At 45.0% G+C, this 17,934-nt stretch carries 16 protein-coding genes; 9 read left to right on the top strand and 7 right to left on the bottom strand.

All coding sequences use genetic code 11. The annotated features are described in order from the left end of the window. Nucleotides 1-51 precede the first annotated feature (51 nt). Together LZG73_RS16310 and LZG73_RS16305 are read left to right on the top strand one after the other, a co-directional pair. Nucleotides 52-1,734 carry an alpha/beta hydrolase-fold protein gene (locus tag LZG73_RS16310; protein ID WP_233852243.1) on the top strand — a complete coding sequence of 561 codons (1,683 nt, stop codon included), beginning with the start codon at nt 52-54 and terminating at the stop codon, nt 1,732-1,734. A 30-nt stretch (nt 1,735-1,764) separates the two neighbouring features. Beyond that, complete coding sequence (locus LZG73_RS16305) at nt 1,765-2,649, top strand: sugar phosphate isomerase/epimerase (RefSeq protein WP_233852241.1); 885 nt, start codon at nt 1,765-1,767, stop codon at nt 2,647-2,649. A gap of 70 nt (nt 2,650-2,719) precedes the next feature. On the opposite strand, the gene atpH is transcribed toward LZG73_RS16305, so the two are convergent. The 6 genes from atpH to LZG73_RS16275 form a co-directional block, all read right to left on the bottom strand. Beyond that, the gene (gene atpH, locus LZG73_RS16300) at nt 2,720-3,256 is read right to left on the bottom strand and encodes an ATP synthase F1 subunit delta (protein WP_233852239.1); all 537 of its coding nucleotides are present in this window, start codon (nt 3,254-3,256) and stop codon (nt 2,720-2,722) included. A 23-nt stretch (nt 3,257-3,279) separates the two neighbouring features. Next, nucleotides 3,280-3,774 (bottom strand): F0F1 ATP synthase subunit B, encoded by a 495-nt coding sequence (atpF, locus tag LZG73_RS16295; protein WP_233852237.1) that lies wholly within the window; start codon nt 3,772-3,774, stop codon nt 3,280-3,282. Between the two features lie 142 nt (nt 3,775-3,916). Then, a complete protein-coding gene (atpE, locus tag LZG73_RS16290) occupies nt 3,917-4,180 on the bottom strand; it encodes an ATP synthase F0 subunit C (protein ID WP_233852235.1) in 264 nt (87 codons plus the stop codon). Nucleotides 4,181-4,225: 45 nt separating this feature from the next. Further along, on the bottom strand, nt 4,226-5,320 hold the full coding sequence (atpB, locus tag LZG73_RS16285; RefSeq protein ID WP_233852232.1) for a F0F1 ATP synthase subunit A: 1,095 nt from the start codon (nt 5,318-5,320) through the stop codon (nt 4,226-4,228). 24 nt (nt 5,321-5,344) lie between these two features. Further along, nucleotides 5,345-5,827: a hypothetical protein gene (locus LZG73_RS16280; RefSeq protein WP_233852230.1), complete on the bottom strand. Its 483-nt coding sequence runs from the start codon at nt 5,825-5,827 to the stop codon at nt 5,345-5,347. Beyond that, a complete protein-coding gene (locus tag LZG73_RS16275) occupies nt 5,728-5,976 on the bottom strand; it encodes an AtpZ/AtpI family protein (protein ID WP_233852226.1) in 249 nt (82 codons plus the stop codon). Before LZG73_RS16275 ends, LZG73_RS16280 begins: the two co-directional genes overlap by 100 nt. A 133-nt stretch (nt 5,977-6,109) precedes the next feature. On the opposite strand from LZG73_RS16275, the gene LZG73_RS16270 reads away from it, so the two are divergent. Genes LZG73_RS16270 through uvrC form a run of 4 tightly spaced genes read left to right on the top strand, consistent with a single transcriptional unit; the run spans nt 6,110 to nt 13,656 of the window. After that, the gene (locus LZG73_RS16270; protein ID WP_233852223.1) at nt 6,110-8,317 is read left to right on the top strand and encodes a tetratricopeptide repeat protein; all 2,208 of its coding nucleotides are present in this window, start codon (nt 6,110-6,112) and stop codon (nt 8,315-8,317) included. Between the two features lie 50 nt (nt 8,318-8,367). Further along, nucleotides 8,368-10,665 (top strand): penicillin-binding protein 1A, encoded by a 2,298-nt coding sequence (locus tag LZG73_RS16265; RefSeq protein ID WP_233852220.1) that lies wholly within the window; start codon nt 8,368-8,370, stop codon nt 10,663-10,665. A gap of 18 nt (nt 10,666-10,683) precedes the next feature. Continuing rightward, nucleotides 10,684-11,817, top strand: coding sequence for a glycerate kinase (locus LZG73_RS16260; RefSeq protein WP_233852212.1), 1,134 nt, complete (start codon nt 10,684-10,686; stop codon nt 11,815-11,817). Between the two features lie 30 nt (nt 11,818-11,847). Then, complete coding sequence (gene uvrC / locus LZG73_RS16255; protein ID WP_233852209.1) at nt 11,848-13,656, top strand: excinuclease ABC subunit UvrC; 1,809 nt, start codon at nt 11,848-11,850, stop codon at nt 13,654-13,656. Between the two features lie 3 nt (nt 13,657-13,659). Here the strand turns inward: uvrC and LZG73_RS16250 are convergent, their stop codons facing one another. Continuing rightward, a complete protein-coding gene (locus tag LZG73_RS16250; RefSeq protein ID WP_233852199.1) occupies nt 13,660-14,895 on the bottom strand; it encodes an NAD(P)/FAD-dependent oxidoreductase in 1,236 nt (411 codons plus the stop codon). Between the two features lie 92 nt (nt 14,896-14,987). On the opposite strand from LZG73_RS16250, the gene LZG73_RS16245 reads away from it, so the two are divergent. Genes LZG73_RS16245 through LZG73_RS16235 form a run of 3 tightly spaced genes read left to right on the top strand, consistent with a single transcriptional unit; the run spans nt 14,988 to nt 17,932 of the window. Continuing rightward, nucleotides 14,988-16,040 carry a saccharopine dehydrogenase family protein gene (locus LZG73_RS16245; protein WP_233852196.1) on the top strand — a complete coding sequence of 351 codons (1,053 nt, stop codon included), beginning with the start codon at nt 14,988-14,990 and terminating at the stop codon, nt 16,038-16,040. Nucleotides 16,041-16,064: 24 nt separating this feature from the next. After that, nucleotides 16,065-17,603: an aldehyde dehydrogenase family protein gene (locus LZG73_RS16240; RefSeq protein WP_233852188.1), complete on the top strand. Its 1,539-nt coding sequence runs from the start codon at nt 16,065-16,067 to the stop codon at nt 17,601-17,603. 59 nt (nt 17,604-17,662) lie between these two features. Next, on the top strand, nt 17,663-17,932 hold the full coding sequence (locus LZG73_RS16235) for a PqqD family protein (RefSeq protein WP_233852185.1): 270 nt from the start codon (nt 17,663-17,665) through the stop codon (nt 17,930-17,932). The last annotated feature ends 2 nt before the right edge of the window (nt 17,933-17,934 follow it).

Here is a 17,934-nt window from a genome sequence, read left to right as displayed (position 1 = left end):
TAGTCGTTATGATTTAGTTTATATTTAGCCCAAGAAAATTATCATATCGAGATGAGAATCAAATTTTGGAATGTTGCGGTTTTTACTGTTCTGGGCTTAATATCAAACATTGCTGATGTACAAGCACAGAGACTTTCCTCCGGCCCGCAGGTCTTGACTTTCTTCTCAGATGCAGACGACACAGAGCAGCCTTACGGTCTTTATCTTCCCAAAAACTTTGACGAAACCAAGAAATATCCTTTGGTTATCATGCTCCATGGAGCCGGTTCCAATCACCGGTTGGACTTGCGCCGGGTTTTCGGAAAAAGCAATGCTGAGGGCGAAACGGATGTAGAAGCAAGCAGATCTTTTCCTCAGTGGGATGATGTTGATTTTATTGTTGCTGCGCCTTATGCGAGGGGAACCGCGGGTTACCAAGGCATTCCAGAGGAAGACGTTTATGACGTGCTGGATGATGTCAAAATGCGTTTTAAAATTGATGAAAATAAAACTTACCTCACCGGCTTGTCCATGGGCGGCGGCGGAACTTTGTGGATAGGGCTTACTCGTCCTGACATTTGGGCTGCCATTGCGCCAGTTTGCCCTGCGCCGCCGGAAGGAACATTTGACCTGGCTTCCAACGCACTGAATTTTCCCGTTCACTTTTTCCATGGTGACGCTGATCCCGTTGTTCCTGTTGCAGGCACGCGGAAGTGGGTTGAACATTTGCAGGATATTGGTGTTGAAGTGAGTTATAAAGAATTTGTAGATGTAAAGCACGACAGCTGGGTGAGCGCTTATGACAATGAATTTATCTTTGAATGGTTTGGTCACGCGGAGCGCAATCCATTTCCTGATCGCGTGAAATTTGTCAGCAAGCAGTATAAATACAACAAAGCATTTTGGGTTCAGTTTGATAAAATGAATCTTGGAACATTGGCGGAGATTGACGCCAATCTCAATAAGCCTAATGCTGCAACGATTACAACTAAAAATCTTTTTGCATTCACAGTCAACCTAAAAGGTCATCCGAAATTCAACGCGGCATCCAATGTGACATTCACGATTGACGGAAAAGCGTTAACTGCTAAAACAGACAGTTCCGTTTCATTTGTGAAAAACAACAATGTTTGGACTGTTGCTACAAGCCCGATTGCAACTGGCATAGTAAAGAAAAAAGGTGCGGAGGGGCCGATTTATGATGCGTTTTCAAGTCGCCATGTTTATGTCTACGGCACTGCTGACAATCCGTCACCCGAAGAATTGAAGAAGCGCGTTGATCTTGCTACACAAGCGGCTTACTGGTCGCATTATAGGGGCGAGTTTTTAGGCCGGATCATGTTCTTTCCAAGAGTTTTGTCAGATAAGGAAGTTCGGCCGAGCGACATTGAAAGCAGCAATCTCATTCTGTTTGGCACAAAAGAAACCAACGCGATGATTGCAAAATACGCGGATAAACTTCCCTTACATTTGAATGCAGCCGATAAAACACATGGTTTACTTTATGTTTTTCCAATTGACAAACATTATGTTGCCATCAATTCAGGTCTGCCCTGGTGGAGCGGCGCGGAGGATAAAGGCTTTCCATTCGTTTCCGTTATGCACCGCAGATTGCCGGAGTTAAAAGATTTGTTCTTCTTCAAGGATTCTTCAATGAACGCCATCTTTGACGGCAGATTCTCTGACGATTGGAAAATCACGGAGGAGATGAAAACGAAGCTTACCAGTTCAGGAGCGATTACAATTACCAAATAATATAACCAACCCCAATTTCGACTAAGACAGATGAACTACAACGAGAAGATTTCACGGAAATCATTCATGAAAGCAAGTACTTTTATGTTGGCTGCACCAATGCTTTCGAAGCTTGACTTTGCTGCAAAAGCATCTTCAAAAATAGGTTTACAGCTTTACACCCTTCGCCAGGATCTTTCAAAAGATTTGGAAGGAACATTGAAAAAAGTAGCGGCAATCGGCTATAAAGAAGTGGAGCTTTTCGGCTATAATGATGGAAAGTTCTTCGGAAAGTCGCCAAAAGAATTTAAAGCAATTTTGGACGGCCTTGGACTTGATCCGGTAAGCGGACATTATGGCGCTGGTGTGCAGATGAAAGACCAAAAAGGCACACTTTCCAATGACTGGCAACGTGCAGTTGACGATGCAGCTTCTATCGGCCAAAAATATGTGAACTGCGCATATCTGACGGATGGAGAAAGAAAGTCTATTGAAGATTACAAAAAATATGTTGATCTGTTCAACAAATCAGGTGAAGTTGCTAAAAAGGCAGGTTTGCAGTTCGGTTACCATAACCATGATTTTGAATTCAAGAAAATGGACGGCCAGCTTCCTTATGATCTTATCGCCAGCACTGATCCTGATTTGGTTAAGCTTGAATTGGATTTGTATTGGATCGTGAAAGCTGGTTTGGATCCGGTCGATTTGTTTAAGAAATATCCAGGTCGTTTCCCGCTATGGCATGTGAAGGATATGGACAAAGGCGATCAGTCATTTGCAGAAGTTGGAACTGGCTCGATTGACTTCAAAAAGATTTTTGATGCACGTAAGATTGCAGGAATGACGCACTTTTTTGTTGAGCAGGATGTGGCGAAAAGACCAGCGCTTGAAGCCATTGACATCAGCTTCAAGAATGTTACAAAAATGAATGTTTAGAAACACTCGCGCATAAAAAAAGACCTGGCCGCATAGCTGCCGGGTCTTCCAAATTATGCAGATAAAAATATCAGTTTACAAACTGTAATTTAAGTTCATTAAGACGGCTTCTCAATGACGCGTCAATCTGACGGTCATCAATTTTAAGCACATATCCACCGATAAGGTTCGGATCAATTTTCTCGGCCAATTGCACCGTCCGGCCCGTTTTTTCAGTGACTATATCTGTAAACTGCTTGCGCAATTCTTCTGTCAGTGGCGTTGTCGTTGTAACCGTTGCCCTTTGAATGCCCTGGAATAGATTATAGGCGATTACAAATTCGTTTGCTATTTCGTCGAGAATGGATTCCCTGTTTTTCTTCGTAATGATGTTAAAGATCGCGTAAGAAACTGGATTGACGCGTGCTTCGAAAAGGGCTTTCAAAATGTTTAGTTTTTTCTCGTGACGCACAACCGGGCTTTTCAATGCAAGCATTAAGCCCCTGTTTTTATCAGCCGTATCCTTAAATAAAAGCATATCCTGGTAAACTGCTTCAAGAACGTTTTGTTCCTTCGCCAGTTCAATCAGCGATTTTGCGTATCTGGAAGCAACTATACTTACTGACATCGTAAATTAATTTTGTATACTTTTTAGTTAAGGCGGGCAGATGAAGCAAGTTCTGCGATCAATTGTTCTTGCGCTGCTTTGTCTTTCAATTCGCGGTGCAAAACTTTCTCGGCAATTTCCAGTGAAAGTGTAGCAACTTCTTTTCTGATCTTGGTAACAGCAAGTTGTTGCTCGTTACGGATCGCTTCACGCGCGCTGTCAATCATTTTTTGCGCTTCCACAGCTGCCTTGTCTTTTGATTCAAGGATTGTGCGATCAGCAGCATCTTTGGCGTCACGAAGGATTTGATCACGCACTGCATTTGCTTCTGCGATCAGCTTTTCATTATCTGATTTCAATTTAACCATTTCAGCTCTTGTTCTTTCTGCAAGATCAAGTGCGCCCTGGATTTCGTTTTCACGATCTTTAAGTCCTTTAATGATTGGTTTCCAAGCGAATTTGGCTAAGATGAAAACAACCAGCAAGAATACCACAAGCATCCAGAAAATAAGACCTGGGTTTGGAGTAAGCAATGACATAGTATAATGAGTTTTGAGTGTTAAGAACCGCTCTCTTTTATTTCTTAAAAAATCGTGGAAGCCTAATGCTCCCACGAAGAATTTCAATGTTACCTCTAACGCCTAATGCGAAAGAAGTAAGGACCGAAGTCCAATGTTTTTACTAAAGCTTGAACGAAATCAGCAGACAGATAACCGCTGCGAAAAGCGCTACCGCCTCGATAAGAGCCGCGATGATAAGCATTGCAGTCTGGATAGCACCAGCAGCTTCTGGCTGACGAGCGATACCTTCAACAGCGCTTCCACCGATTCTACCGATACCAAGACCAGCACCGATTGCAGCTAGACCAGCGCCGATAGCAGCACCGAAAACAGCTAGACCAGCACCACTTTGTTCCGTAGCTTGAAGCAAGATTTGAAGCAACATAATTGTGTTTGTTAAAATATATAATAAATAAAAAAGAGATTCAAATCAATGTCCGTGATCTGCGTGGCTGTGCTCTTCGATGGCACTTCCAATGTACATGGACGATAAAAGGGTAAAAATAAATGCCTGAATAAACGCCACCATGATCTCGATGAAGTTCAGGAACAAGGCGAAAAGCGAGATAACCGGAGCGATTACAATGCTTTGGAAAATGAAGATCAGACCAAAAAGGCTTAGCAAGATAATGTGACCTGCTGTCATGTTGGCGAATAACCGGACCATCAATGAGAAAGGCTTCATAAATACGCCTACAATCTCAACAGGAATCATAATCAGCAACAAAGGAACCGGAACGCCGTCTGGCTTCACAAGGTGTTTGTAATAATTACCGTTTGCATTCAAGTGAACGACAATGAATGTTAACACGGCAAGCGTCATGGTGATGGCGATGTTACCCGTAACATTAGCCGATCCGGGAAGCAAGCCCAGAATGTTGTTCACCAGGATAAAGAAGAACAATGTAAGCAGGTAAGGAAGATATTTTTCGTATTTCGGACCAATGTTCGGCTTCACAACATCGTCGCGTATAAAAAGAATAATCACTTCCATTGCAGACTGAAATCCTCTTGGCGCTTTTCCTTTGTTGTTTTTATAAAAACTTGCGATGCTTGTGAAGATCAGGATCAAGATCACCGCGCTCAATAGCATGGAAGCAACGTTCTTGGTGATCGAGAAATCGTAAACTGTGCGGGACTCGTCAACCGGAACAATCGTCTCGGCATCACCGTGAACAAGGTGATAACCATTGTATTCGTGGTGATCGTTGTGAAAGTTCGAAGATGAGAAAACTTCAATTCCGCGGTCTGCTGAATAAAGGATAACAGGAAGCGGAAGAACCACACCATGCGTAATTTCCCACTCATGCGAGTCGGCAATGTGGTGCATGATCATCTGGCCGATATTGAACTTTTCCTCTGACTCTTCAAGATTATGTTCAATTTTATGCTCGGCCTGATTAATGCCTTCAACAGCCTTTTCAGCCTCGTGCTGTACAGGTTCGGCCGCTCTTGTAGGAACATTGAAAAGGCAAGTTGCCGCAACCAGGGCAGTGGTAAAAAACAGTCTCAAATGGGTGTACATAGATGCTTTAAATGCGATGCTTTGTCAATTGCGGCGCAAGGTACGATAGAAACCATATATTTCAAAGCATGTATAAAACAAATAGAGAGCAAAAAAGTTGGTTATAAATAGGAATGAGTCACTTAACCCTTTGAACAAAAACAGTCCAATAAAGACTAGACTTAAAATGATCCTGCCCACAATGACTGCGATATAGAACGTGACAAATTTTTCGCGATTGTTGCGAAACCCAAGCTCCATCAAACGATGGGCGAAGAATGACAGCCCGAAAAAGAAGATCAGAATGTACCATATATAAGGATGAAGGAAGCGGTCGAAGTGAAAATGCTGAGCAAGGAAAAATGCAATTCCAATGATGACGGTTGCAGCAATAGTGCGTAACATGCCTGACGGTTTTTTGATAAAATCTATTTCTTTGTAAAACCCCGGATCAGCATATATAAGGAGCCTGCGATCGATAACAGCGACATAATCAATGTCCAAACGGGCACGTTGTTTTGCTGCCATTCGTCCAGCTTGTAGCCGCCGTAAGTGAAAATAAGAATGGTGCCGAGCATTTGCGTAGCCATGCCCGAGTATTTCAGAAAACCGGACGATTGTTTTTGCAATGCCCTTTTTCGCTCGTCTTTTCCTGCCTGATCGTTGTCCGTTTTCATTTGACTGCTCATTGTTATTGTCGTAAAATTGCTTCAATTTTTACAATTGCCCTTGTCTTCGATACGTAATTATTTAAATTACCGTTTTAGATTTGCTCATAAGAAGATACAAAACATCCCTAACTTCATATTTGTGACCAACCCTTTTGCCCTCTACACCTGCCGGATAGTGCTTTCGCTTACGTTTATCGGTATGCTGACAGCCTGTTCACAGTTCAGTACAAAACCTGGTGCAATCGGTTTTCACAATCTTTCTGCGCGTTATAATGCCTACTTTATGGCCGAGCAAAGTCTTGCTGAGGCTGAATTTCAAATGAGTAAGGCATACAAAGAAAATTATAACGAGCTGCTGCCGATCCTGCTTCCCTTAGATTCTGTGTTGTCGTTGCCGGTTAAACTGCAGTTGCAGGATGCCATCAAAAAGTCGTCCATCGTGGCTGAAAAGCATCAAAACAGCAAATGGATGGATAACAGTTACATTGTTTTAGGTAAATCACGGTTGTATCTGGGAGAGTGGGCGGATGGTTTGGAAGCATTGCGTTATGTATATGCCAATGGCCGCGACGAAAATGACAAAAATGATGCGCTGATCCTGCTTATGCGGGCTTACACCATTCGGAAAGATTATTCGAATGCATTGGGTGTTGCAGAATATTTGAGTCAGCAGCCACTGACAAAGTCTTCGGCCCGTGAATTTTATCTTACCAAAGCTTATTTGCACCAGCAGAATGGCGAGTATCTGACTTCCGTTGCCATTCTCGAAGAGACATTTCCGCTTTTAAAAAAATCAACCGAAACTGCCCGGATTCATTTTGCGGCTGCGCAAATGTATGACCGCCTTGGACAATATGCATTGGCCAACAAGCATTACCGGAGCGTGAGCAAAAACCGGCCTGGATATGATCTGGGCTTTTATTCATCCATGAATTCGCTGCAAAATGAAGTCGTTCTGGATCCTAAAAAAGATTTGGACGATGTCGGTTTTGCAAAAATGTTGCGCGATCGCAAGAATGATGATTTGCGGGATAAGATCTATTTCACGATGGGTTTGCTTGCCGAGCACAGAAAACAAATTCCTGAGGCAATCGATTACTTGCAAAAGTCGGCGGCTGCTTCCAAAGGCACGAACATGGAGCAAAAAGCTTACACTTATTTGCAGCTTGCACGAATCAATTATGAGTCCCTGGAAAAGTTTGAAGTTTCGAAAGCCTATTATGACAGCGCATTGACGATCCTTCCGCAGACGGCACCAGAATATAAGTTGGTTTCAGAAAGAAAAAGAGCATTGGACCAGTTTGTAGAACAATATACAATTGTCAACACCGAGGATAGTTTGCAGAAATTGGCGCAAATGAATCCGGCCGCACTCGATAACCGAATCGATGCGATTATAGAGGCGCAAGAGAGCGAACGGAAGGCGGAAGAAGCCAAGGCTCAAAAAGCATTGCTTGCTGCGCAAAACACCAATGTCCAGAGTGTCCAAAGTCCCCTGATGAATGGAGGCGAACGCCGCTGGGAACTGTATGATCCCGCATTGATCAATCAGGGAAAAATGGATTTCAAAAGAGCCTGGGGCAACCGTCCGCTTGAAGACGATTGGCGCAGAAGCAGTCGACAAATGCGGTCATTGGCTAACAATGGAATCAACGCGCCCGACTCGCTGGCACCTACGACGGAACTCGTGGCCGACAACAGCCTTAAAAAAGGCTCCCCGGAATGGGACGCATTGCATGCATCGCTTAAACAAAGCATTCCGCTCACAGAAGGCCAGATGGGCGATTCTCAAAAGAGAAAAGAAGATGCGTTGTATAACCTGGGCAAGATTTACAGATTTGATCTGAAAGAGCAGCAAAGATCCATCAACACGTTTGAGCGTGTTTTGGCTGATTATCCAAAGACGCAATACAAGGAGGAAATCTATTATTTGTTGTATCTCACCTATGAAAGTGAGAATGATAAAAATGCCTGGAAATCGCGGCTGCTGAATGAATATCCGACATCAACTTACGCCCGGTTGGTGGGAAAAACGACTGGCAATGCAGGCGACTTGGCCGGTTCCGGCAACCCTGTAAAAGAGTATGAAGCGGCCTATGCGCTTTACAGCAAAGGAGATTATGCCAGAGCGCTTGAAGAAATTGAACAAAACCTGCCTGCTTATAAAGGCCACGCAATTGAAGATAAATTCGCACTTTTAAGGGTTTTCCTGATCGGTAAAGTGCGGGGTAAAGAAGCTTACACACAAGCCATTACCGAATTTATGAGATTATATCCTTCCAGTATTTACCTCCCTCGCCTGAAAGAAATGCAAGAGCTGAATTCACTTTCCATGGGAAAGAGATAACTAGCTGAAATCGTATATTTGTCAGTTTACAATTAATTAACCCCACGTTTATGTTTGAGCTTCAACCCGGAAAGTATCGCCGCACCATAATCCGTCTATGGCGGACTATTGCAGTTGGACTGGGTCTAGTTATACTTTACATTGTTGCCGTCAGCTTCAATTTCTTCTGGCTTTTCGGTGGAATGCCCGATTTGAAAACGCTCGAAAATCCTAAAAGTGAGCTTGCATCCGAACTGATCAGCGAAGATGGAAAGTCGCTCGGTAAATATTTCTTCGAAAACCGCACGCAAATTGACATTTCACAAATTTCGCCGAACCTGATCGACGCATTGATTGCGACGGAAGACGCACGATTTGTTAATCACTCCGGCATTGACCCCAGAAGTTTATTGCGCGTGTTTAAGGGTGTGGTTTCCGGAAATTCTAGTTCAGGAGGAGGAAGCACGCTGACACAGCAGGTTGCCAAAAACCTGTTTAATACGCGTTCAGAGGAATTTGAGGGACTTTTGGGGAAAATTCCTTTGGTTCGCATTGTCATCGCAAAAACGAAAGAATGGATTCTGTCCGTCATTCTGGAAAGAAAATATACTAAGCAGGAGATCATGCAAATGTATCTCAACACCGTTTCTTTTGGCAATAACACCTACGGGATCAAGGTTGCCGCGAAGACTTATTTTGACAAAGAAGCATGGGATTTGAATGTTACCGAAGCAGCATTACTTGTAGGAATGCTGCAAAATCCAACGCTTTTCAACCCGTTGCGCTTCCCAACAAATGCATTGAACCGTCGAAATACGGTTCTGGCTCAAATGGCGAAATACGACTACATTCCGGCAGAAGATTTTGAAAGATACAAAGCAAAGCCGCTTGGCATGGACTTCACCGTTGACAGCCATAACACCGGTCTCGCGCCGTATTTCAGAGAATCAATGCGCGGTTATTTGAAGAGTTGGGTGAAGCTTTATAATGAGGAACATGACACGAATTACGACCTGTATACAAGCGGGTTACGCATTTATACAACCATCGATTCGCGCATGCAGCGTTACCAGGAAGATGCGCTCACCGAGCATATGAAGCAACAGCAAAAGCTTTTTGATGAACATTGGAAAGGCCGCAATCCCTGGTCTTTCGATAATGGAAAAGAAATTCCGGGTTTCCTGACAACAGCTGCAAAAAGATCACCGCATTTCATCTCATTGAAGCGCGATCTGGGCGAGGAAGAAGCTTGGAAAGTAATGCGCAAACCTTACAAGATGAAGGTTTTCTCATGGAATGGTGAGAAAGAAGTAATGATGAGTCCGCTGGATTCCATTGCTTATTACAAGCGTTTTTTACGTGCGGGGATGATGTCAATGGATCCGAGAAACGGCCACGTGAAGGCATGGGTTGGCGGCATTAATTTTAAATATTTCAAATATGATCACGTAAAGCAGGGTTCTCGCCAGCCAGGTTCTACATTCAAGCCATTCGTTTACGTCTCGGCTTTGGACAAAAACTTCCTGACGCCGTGCGATCACGTAACCGATGCGCCGATTTACTTTGGGCCATCTGACGGCGTTCCAGGCGGCTGGTCTCCTAAAAACTCTAACAATAAATATTCATATCAATCCCTGTCATTACGTCAGGCTTTGGGGAAATCGGTCAATACGGTGAGCGCTTATCTCATCAAAATGGTGAAAGCGAAAACGGTTGCTGAATATGCGCATAAGCTTGGCATAACGAGTAAGTTACAGGAAGTTCCCTCACTTTGTTTGGGGATCAGCGATGTTTCTGTTTTTGAGATGGTTGGTGCTTACAGCGCTTTTGCTAATGGCGGACACAGGACAGAGCCCATGACGATTTTGCGCATTGAAGACCGCTATGGCAACGTTTTGCAAGAATTTTTCCAAAAACAAAATCAGGAAATTAGCGAAAACATGGCTTACAACATGCTTTATCTGATGCGCGGCGCCGTTGAAGATCCAGGCGGAACTGCTGGTCGGTTGAAACAATATGGCGTAACGGACGGCAACGAAATTGCTGCTAAAACAGGAACAACATCCAATTACTCAGACGGTTGGTTCATGGGCATGACGCAGCATTTGGTTTCAGGCATTTGGGTTGGGGGCGAGGATAGGAGCATTCACTTCCGGACCATTGCATATGGACAAGGCGGACGCATTGCCATGCCAGCCTGGGGCTTGTTTATGAAAAAAGTTTACGACGATCAAACGCTCGTTCAATACAGAAAAGGCGCATTCAACAAGCCTGAAAATTACGTCAGGGAATGCGGCGGCGTGACTTCCGACAGCACCGACACTTATGTTCCGCCATCCCGTTCCGATGACGAGGGCATTTTGTTTTAATTAGCCAATGCGCTCATTGTGAACATTTTTGTTGCACCAGACAAATTTCGTGGTTCCCTGGAAGCGAGTGAGGTCTGCCAGGCGGTCAAAGAGGGCATTTTGCTTGCATATCCCGATGCCAATGTGACCACAATCCCTTTGGCAGACGGCGGCGAAGGAACTGCGCAAATACTAACACAACACGCAAACGGTCAAACCATTACAGCGACAGTCAATGATCCACTGGGACGGCCTGTCAATGCTTCCTATGGACTTTCGGCAGACAGGAAAACGGCTTTCATTGAAATGGCAGCTGCTTCCGGGCTGGCGCTTCTTTCAGCGGCGGAGCGAAACCCATTACGCACAAGCACTTTCGGAACTGGCCAGTTGTTACAACATGCACTTGAACAAGGTGTTAATCACATTATTTTAGGCATCGGCGGCAGCGCAACGACGGACGGAGGCATAGGCATGGCGATGGCATTGGGTTATCAGTTTTTTGATAAAAACAGAACGCTGCTGCGCCCGGAAGGCGCATCACTAAATGACATTGCTTTTATCAATGCTGATCATGCGGACAAGCGCCTATCGAATGTCACTGTGACCGTGGCTTGTGACGTGACCAATCCGTTATACGGGCCTAATGGGGCCGCTTACATTTACGGTCCGCAGAAAGGAGCGAATGCGGATATGGTAGAAATTCTGGACAAAGGATTGCAAAATCTAGCCAAAGTTGCAGCCGAAACCTTTGGAGAAGATGTCAGTAACGATCAGGGAGCGGGCGCTGCGGGCGGGTTAGGTGCCGGTTGTCTCTGGTTTTTAAATGCAGTTTTAAAAGATGGCGTAAGCATTGTTATCGAGCAGTCGCGGATCGGGGAGCTGATCAGCCATGCCGATCTCGTGATAACGGGAGAGGGGAAAGTTGATGAACAAACGCTGAGTGGCAAGGTCGTCAAAGGATTGGCCGATTTTTGCGGACAATATAATGTGCCTTTGGCAGTCATTTGCGGCACATTACAGATTACGCCGGAGCAAGCGCGTGATGCGGGCATGACTTATGCTACGTCCGTTTTGAATAGGCCGATGGATTTAAACTCGGCCCAGACAGAAGCATTTGGGTTGGTCAGAGACGCAACTTTTAACCTCGTGCGGTTGTTTTTTGTCAAAAGGTGAGTGGGGAAGGTCTGTTAAGAAAAATTTTCAATGTCCGAATTCAATTATAAAGAAGAACTTTCAAAAATTCCGCTTGATCCTGGTGTTTATCGTTATTTTGATGAAACAGGGGAGGTTATATATGTAGGAAAAGCTAAAAGTCTGCGCAGCAGGGTTTCGAGTTATTTCCTGAAATCAAATCAACACGACCGCAAGACCCGCCGGCTGGTAAGCCAGATCCGCCGCATCGAATACACCATTGTCCATAGCGAATGGGACGCATTGCTTCTTGAAAATCAGCTTATTAAGCAATTGCAGCCTAAGTTTAACATTCTGCTGAAAGACGATAAAACTTATCCTTTCATTTGTGTAACCACTGAGCGTTTCCCGCGCGTGTATGTCACACGAAATCTGGACCGGAGTAAGGGCACCTTTTATGGACCTTTTGCCAGTTTACGGACAATGCACACGCTTTTGGATATGTTCAAATCACTTTACACAATCCGATCTTGTCAGTTGCCTCTTTCAAAGGCCAATGTGGAAGCCGGAAAATTTAAGGTCTGTCTGGAATATCACATCGGCAACTGCAAAGGCCCATGCGAAGGCCTGCATGACGAGTTGGAATACAATGCGGAAATCGAGCAGATCCATAATATTCTGAAAGGCAACCTTTCGCTTCCGCAGCAATATTTTAAAGAAAAGATGTTGCAAGCTGCGGAGCAGATGGAGTTTGAAAAAGCGCATTCCTGGAAAACCAAAATTGAACATCTTTCGAATTTCCAAAGCAAAGCAACGGTTATCAATCCAAAAATCGGCAACATTGATGTGCTGACAATCGTGTCCGACGAGGAAGCCGCGTATCTCAATTTTATGAAAATAAAACAGGGATATATGGTTGCCACGCAGACCGTGGAGGTGAAGAAAAAGCTAGATGAAACCGATGCAGAAATTTTGGCATTGATGATCATTGAAATGCGCTCGAAATTTGGTGCAGAAGCGAGGGAACTGCTTTCTAACATTAAACCTGACCTTGAAATGCGGCTTGAAATCACCGTTCCGCAGATTGGTGACAAGAAGAAATTGCTGGATATGTCCATGAAAAATGTGATGTATTTCAGGCGCGACAAAGCGGAGCGTCGCGAAGTCGAAGCTTCTGCGACTTCATCTAAGAAAGACAGGATCTTAATCCGTCTGAAAAGCGATTTGCAACTAAAAACGCTTCCCCGCCACATCGAATGCTTTGATAACTCGAACATTCAGGGAACAAATCCGGTTGCGGCAATGGTGTGTTTCAAAGAAGGCAAGCCATCGAAAAAAGATTATCGCCATTTCAACATCAAAACCGTTATCGGGCCCAACGACTTTGCGTCCATGAACGAGGTTGTGGGCAGACGCTATTTGCGCTTGATCGCTGAGGAACAGCCGCTTCCCGACCTCATTGTGGTTGATGGAGGCAAAGGACAGCTCGGCGCTGCTTGTGACGCATTGAAAAGTCTGGGCATTTACGGCCAGGTTCCGATCATTGGAATTGCAAAAAGATTGGAAGAAATCTATTTCCCGGAAGATTCGCTGCCACTTTACATTGATAAAAAATCCGAATCCTTGAAGCTGATTCAGCAGATTCGGGATGAGGCACACAGGTTCGCAATTACGTTTCACCGTGATAAGCGAAGCAAAGGAAGTCTGGTTAGCGAGTTGGAAGGCGTGGAGGGCGTTGGGAAAATCACTGCTGCCAAATTGCTCAAATTCTTTGGCTCAGTTCGCGGAATCCGAGAAAGTTCGCTGGATGAGCTTACTGGTTTAGTTGGCCTGGATCGGGCGAAAAAAGTTAGGGCGTATTTTGACGCAATGGCTGAATAAAGGTCATTGCGCAATACTCCTTCCGGCGATAAAACCCGTCGTCCAAGCATTTTGAAAATTAAATCCGCCCGTAATTCCGTCAATGTCAAGCACTTCTCCGCAAAAATAAAGTCCCGGAATCGATTTGCTTTCCAATGTTTCAGCATTAATGCTGCTCAGTGAAATGCCTCCGCACGTCACAAATTCCTCCTTGAAAGTCGTCTTACCCTTAACCTCAAACTGACTATTTGTAAGCAGTTCTGCCAGTCGGTTCAATGCTTTGTTAGTGGCGTCGGACCAGCGCAATTCATCAGGGATCTCACATTTTTCAACAAATGCTTTCCAAAGCCGCGACGGAATTCCAAACCTGGAATGCGATGCGATCTGCTGTTTCGGTGTTTTGGTTTTTTCCAACAAAAGAAATTCCCTGACTTGCTGCTCGTTCATCTGCGGCAGCCAATTGATCTTGCAAACGAAGTTGTAATTCTTTTCTGCCAAATCACGCGCTGCCCAGGCCGACAATTTTAGCACTGCCGGACCGCTGAAACCCCAATGCGTAATCAGGAGCGGACCCTGCCATTCATGCTTGGTTCCTATGATTTTCACAACCGTTTCCTGAACAGACACGCCCGCCAATGGCAGCAGATAATTGTCCGGCGTGTTGAATGTGAACAATGAGGGAAGCGGCTCAATGACTTCATGGCCATGCACTTGCAGCCATTCAAAGCCGCTGGCTTTGGGATAACCGCCGGTCGCAATCAGCAGTCGGTCTGCCTTTATCGCTTCATCATCCAAATGAATGGTGAACTGATTGTCTTCCGGGTTTTTTTCAAACGATTTGACTGACGTTCCGGTTTTAATTTCAATTTTCAGGTTACGCGCCGTGCGCGTCATGCATTCAATGATGGTTTGCGAAGAATCCGTGACAGGAAACATTCTGCCATCAGGCTCTGTTTTAAGTTTCACACCTTTTGTTTCAAACCAATCGACTGTTGCTTTTGCATCAAATTCGTGCAGCAACTTGCGCAGCAGCTTTTCTCCGCGGGGATAATTTTTGATAAAAAAACGAAGATCCGAGGGGTTATGTGTCACATTGCATCGCCCGCCTCCCGAAATCCGCACTTTATTCAAGACCGACTTATTCCTTTCCAATATTACAATTTCCGCATCCGGATTGTGCTCTGCCGCTGTGATAGCAGCCATAAAACCCGATGCACCTCCACCCACAATTACAATCTGCATGTCACTCGTTTTGATCATACAAAAATGACATGTAACTTTTAAAAACTGCAATTTCTTTTCATATCTTTCTCAGCAGCAAGTTATAATTCCATCTAAACGACTTACAACACATGCAGAAAATCCTCGTCATTGGTCTCGGAAAAGTTGGTTCTCTCGTAGGGACATTGTTAAGCAAAAAATTCAATGTTACAGGCGTTGATAAAACGCAACCTGCTGTCGCTCTTCCGTTTCCGGTGCTCGCCGCCGACATTAGTGATTCCGATTTTCTGACACAGGCTCTCGCCGGATTTGATGCAGTGGTTTCTTGCATGCCCTATAATTTGAATTTGCCCATTGCCCGCAAGGCGTGTCAAAGCGGCATACATTATTTTGATCTTACCGAAGATGTCGCGACGACTGCTGCAATAAGGGAAATGGCAAAAGACAGCCACAGCGTTCTGGCGCCGCAATGCGGATTAGCGCCAGGTTTTATCGGCATTGTAGGGATGGATCTTGCCAAAAGATTTACCAAACTCCGTGATATTGAACTGCGCGTGGGCGCGCTGCCGCGTTACCCAAACGGGCTGATGGGTTACTCGTTTACCTGGTCGCCGGCGGGTGTGGTGAATGAATATATCAATGATGCGGAAGTGATTCACAACGGCGTCAGGAAGATGGTGCCGTCGCTGGAAGGCATTGAAATGATCAACATTGAAGGTCAGGAATTTGAAGCATTCATCACTTCGGGCGGGTTGGGAACGATGTGTGAAACACTCGAAGGCAAGCTGGATACGCTAAATTATAAGACAATCCGATATCCGGGACATTGCAGCCTCATGCGATTTATGCTTTATGAATTGTGCTTGAAGAACAAAAGAGCGCTTATTGAGGAAATTTTGACAGAAGCAAAGCCGCCTGTTCAGCAGGATGTGGTTTATGTATATGCCGTCGTGGAAGGCTGGAAGGATAACCGGCTTGAACGAGAGGAGTTTTACCGAGCTTATCACCCGATAGAAATTGATGGGCAACAATGGCGGGCGATTTCCTGGACAACTGCTGCCTCCATTGCGTCCGTTGTGGAAATGGTCGCAGATGGCGTTTTGCCGGACAGCGGTTTTATCCGGCAGGAGGATATTTTGCTAGATGCATTTTTGAAAACAACCAATGGCGCTTTTTTCAACTGACAGCCATAAAAACACACAACATTCATGGAGCGCATTCAGGATATTTTAGAAACGCTGGGAATACAGCAGCTTAACAACGGCATCAGCACAGGCACAAGTGGCAAGCCTGGAAATGGAGGGGTTTTAGATTCCTTTTCGCCGGTGGACGGGAAGCGCATTGCACAAATTAATGTTGCTAGCCGTGCGGATTATGATTCGGTTGTTGAAAAAGCGGTTGAAGCTTACAAAGTTTGGAAGCTGATTCCCGCTCCCAAGCGCGGAGAAACTGTGCGTCAGATGGGCGAGGAATTGCGAAAATTCAAATCGGCGCTCGGGACATTGGTCAGTTATGAAATGGGCAAAAGCTTGCAAGAGGGCTTGGGTGAGGTGCAGGAAATGATTGACATTTGTGATTTTGCCGTCGGCGTTTCCAGGCAACTCTATGGATTGACGATGCACAGTGAGCGTCCGCTTCACCGCATGTATGAGCAATGGCATCCGATTGGTGTTGTAGGCATTATTTCAGCATTTAACTTCCCGGTCGCTGTCTGGTCTTGGAATTCAATGTTAGCCTGGGTTTGTGGCGATGTTTGTATTTGGAAACCATCTGAAAAAACGCCCTTAACTGCACTCGCTTGTCAGAATATCATTAAAACTGTTCTGGAAAATAACGAAGTGCCCGAGGGCGTGTCTTGCATTGTGACGGGCGGACGTGAAGTGGGAGAGTGGCTTGCCAGCGATCATCGCGTTGCATTGGTTTCCGCAACCGGCAGCACCAGAATGGGCAAATCTGTAGCAGAAGCGGTTGCGCGGCGGCTTGGGAAAAGCCTGCTGGAACTGGGCGGTAACAATGCAATCATCGTAACGCCGCATGCCGACCTGAATGTGGCCATTCCCGGGATTGTGTTCGGGGCGGTGGGGACGGCCGGGCAGCGTTGCACATCTACAAGAAGGGTCATTGTGCAAACGGATGTTTATGAAGAAGTTAAACAACGTTTGATCAGGGCTTATGCGCAATTGCGCATAGGAAATCCGCTCGAAACGCATATTCATGTCGGGCCATTGATTGATCAGGCGGCGGTTGATCAATATCTGGTTACAGTTGAAAAAGTCAAAGAAGCGGGCGGTCATTTTATTGTTGAGCCCCAGGTTTTGTCAGGAAACGATTTCTTATCAGGCTGTTATGTTGCGCCTTGTGTGGCTGAGGTTTCTAATGATTATGCGATTGTCAAGCAGGAAACCTTTGCGCCAATTCTTTATTTGATCAAATACAACGATTTAGAAAAAGCCATAGCAATGCAAAATGATGTTCCGCAAGGACTTTCTTCGGCTATTTTTACATTGAATATCAGAGAGTCAGAGCTGTTTCTTTCTCAATCCGGATCAGATTGTGGAATTGCCAATGTCAACATCGGAACGTCCGGTGCGGAAATTGGCGGTGCATTTGGCGGGGAAAAGGAAACTGGCGGAGGCCGCGAATCCGGATCTGATGCCTGGAAGGCCTATATGCGTCGACAAACCAACACAATCAATTACGGAACGGCGCTTCCTTTGGCGCAGGGAATAAAGTTTGAAATAGAGTAATTAAAGTTTTTAACTTTGTGCCAATCAAAACACATTATATCACTTGAAACACCTCAGTAATGACTACATATCAGCTTACATCCGATCAGATTTCTTCCAAAGTTGCCGGCGAAACAGTAATTCTTAACCATAGCAAAGGCGCTTATTACGGGCTGAATGAGGTGGGTGTGTTGGTGTGGGACAATCTTGAAAAGGGTCCACAAACATTGGATTCACTTTGTGACGCGGTGATAAGTGAATATGAAGTGGATGCTGAAACCTGCAAGACTGACATTGATATTTTGCTTAAAGACCTTATTTCTGAGAAACTGGTTGAGAAAACCGACTAAGC

Origin of the sequence: Dyadobacter sp. CY326 (assembly GCF_021390515.1) — a bacterium.
Lineage (GTDB): Bacteria > Bacteroidota > Bacteroidia > Cytophagales > Spirosomataceae > Dyadobacter.
This window is presented reverse-complemented; position numbering and strand designations above follow the sequence as displayed.

Bases quoted from the DNA above. Each gene is read 5' to 3' on its own strand.
- LZG73_RS16310 (WP_233852243.1), top strand. From the start codon at position 52: ATGAGAATCAAATTTTGGAATGTTGCGGTTTTTACTGTTCTGGGCTTA.
- LZG73_RS16305 (WP_233852241.1), top strand. From the start codon at position 1,765: ATGAACTACAACGAGAAGATTTCACGGAAATCATTCATGAAAGCAAGT.
- atpH (WP_233852239.1), bottom strand. From the start codon at position 3,256: ATGTCAGTAAGTATAGTTGCTTCCAGATACGCAAAATCGCTGATTGAA.
- atpF (WP_233852237.1), bottom strand. From the start codon at position 3,774: ATGTCATTGCTTACTCCAAACCCAGGTCTTATTTTCTGGATGCTTGTG.
- atpE (WP_233852235.1), bottom strand. From the start codon at position 4,180: ATGTTGCTTCAAATCTTGCTTCAAGCTACGGAACAAAGTGGTGCTGGT.
- atpB (WP_233852232.1), bottom strand. From the start codon at position 5,320: ATGTACACCCATTTGAGACTGTTTTTTACCACTGCCCTGGTTGCGGCA.
- LZG73_RS16280 (WP_233852230.1), bottom strand. From the start codon at position 5,827: ATGGCAGCAAAACAACGTGCCCGTTTGGACATTGATTATGTCGCTGTT.
- LZG73_RS16275 (WP_233852226.1), bottom strand. From the start codon at position 5,976: ATGAAAACGGACAACGATCAGGCAGGAAAAGACGAGCGAAAAAGGGCA.
- LZG73_RS16265 (WP_233852220.1), top strand. From the start codon at position 8,368: ATGTTTGAGCTTCAACCCGGAAAGTATCGCCGCACCATAATCCGTCTA.
- uvrC (WP_233852209.1), top strand. From the start codon at position 11,848: ATGTCCGAATTCAATTATAAAGAAGAACTTTCAAAAATTCCGCTTGAT.
- LZG73_RS16250 (WP_233852199.1), bottom strand. From the start codon at position 14,895: ATGATCAAAACGAGTGACATGCAGATTGTAATTGTGGGTGGAGGTGCA.
- LZG73_RS16245 (WP_233852196.1), top strand. From the start codon at position 14,988: ATGCAGAAAATCCTCGTCATTGGTCTCGGAAAAGTTGGTTCTCTCGTA.
- LZG73_RS16240 (WP_233852188.1), top strand. From the start codon at position 16,065: ATGGAGCGCATTCAGGATATTTTAGAAACGCTGGGAATACAGCAGCTT.
- LZG73_RS16235 (WP_233852185.1), top strand. From the start codon at position 17,663: ATGACTACATATCAGCTTACATCCGATCAGATTTCTTCCAAAGTTGCC.